The organism is Streptomyces sp. NPDC030840, from assembly GCF_055572015.1.
The window spans coordinates 1-3,622 of sequence record NZ_JBVIEE010000047.1 but is presented as its reverse complement, the minus strand read 5'-3'; the positions used below and the strand labels follow the sequence as shown (position 1 = coordinate 3,622).

Sequence of the window (3,622 nt, the reverse complement as noted above, 5' to 3'; positions counted from 1 at the left end):
GTGATGTCGAACTCCTTCGCGGACCAGACCCTGGCCCAGATCGAGCTGTTCACCAAGCAGTCCGAGTACCCGACCGGCGTGTACACGCTGCCCAAGCACCTCGACGAGAAGGTCGCCCGCCTCCACCTCGACGCACTCGGCGTGAAACTCACGACGCTGCGCCCGGAGCAGGCCGCGTACATCGGGGTCGAGGTCGAGGGCCCGTACAAGCCCGACCACTACCGCTACTGACCGGACGAGTTCGGCCAACGCGTCGCCGCTGCTGGTGAGCGTGTCCGTGCACTGACACGCTCACCGAGAGCAGCAGGTCCAAGGCAGGCCCCCGCACCCCCGTGCCGGGGGCCCGCCCCTTCACCGGGCCGGCGCCGCCAGGACGCCCGGACCAGCAGCCCGTCAAGCTCCAGGACCCCCATGCCCCGCGGCCGCTATTCGATCCACGATCCGCACGACCACTCCCTCCTCGCGGAAGAACACTTCCAATGCGCGCCCGGCCCCTCCGGCTGGCGTTATGTCTCCCAAGTCACCACCCCGTCCGGCGACCACGCCGGCTCCGTCGACCTCACCCTCGACGAACTCGGCCGCCCTCTCCGCCTCGAACTCCACGCCGCGAGCTGGCAGGTCCGCGGCGCCGCACTCGAAGGCGTCACCTGGGTCCGCACCGACCCCACCGGCGCCCATGCCACCGAAGGCAATGTCCGCGCCCACGCCTTCACCGGCACATCCCCCGCGTTCCTCGTCGCCACCACTCGTCTCCTGCGCCTCACCCCCTCCGCGTCCGCGACCCGCGTACGCCTCGTAGCCTTCACGGACCCGGTCCTCGCCCCGCGCACCGTCGACCAGTCCTGGGCCTTGATCGCAAGAGAAGCACACGCCACTGACAACGACCCCCTGACCGTGGACGAATACCAGGTCACAGCCCTGGACACCGGGGAACGGCACACCGTCCACATCGCCGGCGACGTGGTCCTGGCAGCACCCGGCATCGAGTTGGAGCACCTCGAATCACCGCCGTCGGTGTTCAGCTGACGCGGGAGGGCGCACTCAGTCCGGCTCCGGGCCGCCGCACCTCACGCGGGCGGCGCGAACCCGGTGGCCGGACGGTCGGACTGCCCGCTCGCGGCGTCCTGGGACGGCGACGGCTGAGCGGGCTGTGCCGGTGACGGCGGCACCGCGTCCGGGAGCGCGGTCGGGGGCCCGCCTGCGAACGGGTGAGCCGGCGGTTGCCCGGCCGGTTGGGACACCGCCGGTCCCTGCCCGTGCGGGGCACCGCCCGGCCCGCCCCACGCGGGCACTCCGGCAGGCGGCCCCGGCACGGGGCCGTAGGGGCCCATGCCGACAGGTGCGCCGCCCCCGAACGCCCGCTGGGCCTCCCGCACCTGCCGTTCCTGCACCACGGCCGCGAGATAGGCGGCCGCGGGAACACCCGGCGGCGCCGGAGACCCCGTAACGGCAACGAGATCGGAGGCGAGCCGTTCCGCCATCGCCTGCCCGACCTGGGGATCAAGCTGCCGCATCCGCGTCAGGTACTGGCGAACGGCCAGCCACAACCCGTCCGGAACCGCGGAGAGATCAAGCTCGGAGAACCGCCCCGCCAGCCAGTGCGGCGGTGGAGGCATGAACGACGCCCGCCCGGCCGGCACCCTCTCCCGTACGACCAGCGTTCCCGCGAACACGTCACCGAGCCGTCGCCCGCGCGCCGACACCAGCGACGCGATGCACGCGACAACCCCCAGCGTCATCAGAATCTCGACCACACCGACCGCCCCACGCACCAACGCGTGCCGGAACCGGATCGGCCCACCGTCGTCCCGCACCACCCGCAGCCCGCACGCCAGCTTCCCCAGAGAACGCCCATGGCTGAGGGTCTCCACGGCGATCGGCCCGCCCACCAGCACCAGCAGGAAAGCCGCGATCGATATCGCCGTCTGCGCCGCCTCGTCCAGACTCGCGGTCGAAACGACCAGCGCCATGGTCACGGCGAAGTAGCCGACGAAGGCGACGATCAGGTCGAGCAACACGGCCAGCGCCCGGCTCGGCAGCTTCGCGGGGCGCAGCTCCAGCGCCACCGCCTCGCCCGTCACTAGCTCACTCATGCGCCCATTCCTCCCCTGACCTGCCCCGAGAACCGCCAGTCTGCCAAGCTGAGGGCACATCGCGCCGCAGTACGACAAGCCGACACGCAGTACGACAGGACGAGGAGCAGTAAATCGGATGGACCTCGACGTCTTCGTGTCCGCCCACCGCGCCGAGTGGGACCGCCTCGACGCACTGCTCCGCAACCAGCGACGCCTCAGCGGAACCGAGGTCGACGAACTCGTCTCCCTCTACCAGCGCACCGCCACCCACCTCTCGGTGATCCAGTCCAGCGCCCCGGAGCCCCAGCTCACCGGGCGTCTCAGCCAGCTCGTGGCACGCGCGCGCAGTGCGGTGACAGGCACCCGGCGCGCATCCTGGCGGGATGTGACCCGCTTCCTGGCCCGCGGGTTCCCCGCGGCGGTCTACCGCTCCCGCCACTGGTGGGTGCCCACGGCGCTCCTCTCCACCGTCGTAGCGGCCCTCCTGGGGTGGTGGATCGGAACACACCCTGAGGTCCAGTCCTCGATCGCTGCCCCGGACCAACTGCGTGAGCTCACCCGTCCCGGAGGCGAGTACGAGACGTACTACTCCAGCCATCCCGCCACGTCCTTCGCGGCCCAGGTGTGGACGAACAACGCCCAGGCGGCAGCCATGTGCCTCGTCCTGGGCATCTTCCTCGGCCTGCCGGTGCTCTGGATCCTCTTCCTGAACATGCTCAACCTGGGCGTCGGCATAGGCCTGATGTCGTCAGCCGGCCGTCTCGACGTCTTCCTCGGCCTCATCCTCCCGCACGGCCTGCTGGAGCTGACCGCCGTCTTCGTGGCCGCCGGCACGGGCCTGCGTCTCGGCTGGACCCTCATCGACCCGGGCCCCCGGACCCGCCGCGCAGCGCTGGCCGAGGAGGGCCGCGCAGCCCTGGGCATGGCGATAGGCCTGGCTCTCGTCCTTTTCGTGTCCGGCGCCATCGAAGGCTTCGTCACCCCTTCCGGCCTCCCCACCTGGGCCCGCATCGGCATCGGGATCGCCGCGGAACTGGCCTTCCTCGCCTACGTCTACGTCCTGGGCGGCCGCGCGGCCAGGGCCGGAGACACGGGTGACCTCGCCGAACCCGAGCGGAGCGCCGCGGTCCCTACGGCCGCCTGAAGAGCCGATGTGCACGCAACCCCGGCGAGCTGTTAACCTCGACATCGCTCCGCAAGAGCCGTTGACACGGACCTCGCGGGGAGGTAGATTCGAACAGTTGCCTAGAGGGGAAGCCTCCCCGGCGGCAACAGTGAGTGTCTGTCTGCTTCTCGAAACGTCGACACATCGACTTCGACGAAGCCCCTCCCGATGATTCAGAAATGGATGCCGGTCAGTCCGGCCCAAAGCTTCTGATAAAGTCGGAACCGCCGGAAAGGGAAGCGCGAAAGCGCATGATCTGGAAAGCGCCGAGGAAATCAGATCGGAAAAAGATCTGATAGAGTCGGAAACACCGAAGGGAAGCGCCCGGAGGAAAGCCGCGAGAGAGTCTCTCGGGTGAGTACGAAGGAAGCGTCCGTTCCTT

General features: G+C 70.0%; 4 protein-coding genes. 3 read left to right on the top strand and 1 reads right to left on the bottom strand.

Annotated elements, in window-relative coordinates:
* Together ACZ49J_RS45345 and ACZ49J_RS45340 are read left to right on the top strand one after the other, a co-directional pair.
* Positions 1-231, top strand: a 231-nt coding sequence (locus ACZ49J_RS45345) for an adenosylhomocysteinase (RefSeq protein WP_467456712.1), incomplete at its 5' end; no start/stop codon positions are given.
* Between the two features lie 180 nt (positions 232-411).
* Positions 412-1,026, top strand: a complete 615-nt coding sequence (locus tag ACZ49J_RS45340; protein ID WP_467457735.1) for a hypothetical protein — start codon at positions 412-414, stop codon at positions 1,024-1,026.
* A 41-nt stretch (positions 1,027-1,067) separates the two neighbouring features.
* Here ACZ49J_RS45340 and ACZ49J_RS45335 read toward each other — a convergent pair whose 3' ends face one another.
* The gene (locus ACZ49J_RS45335) at positions 1,068-2,093 is read right to left on the bottom strand and encodes an RDD family protein (protein WP_467457736.1); all 1,026 of its coding nucleotides are present in this window, start codon (positions 2,091-2,093) and stop codon (positions 1,068-1,070) included.
* Between the two features lie 118 nt (positions 2,094-2,211).
* On the opposite strand from ACZ49J_RS45335, the gene ACZ49J_RS45330 reads away from it, so the two are divergent.
* Positions 2,212-3,219, top strand: coding sequence for a stage II sporulation protein M (locus tag ACZ49J_RS45330; protein WP_467457737.1), 1,008 nt, complete (start codon positions 2,212-2,214; stop codon positions 3,217-3,219).
* Positions 3,220-3,622 lie beyond the last annotated feature (403 nt).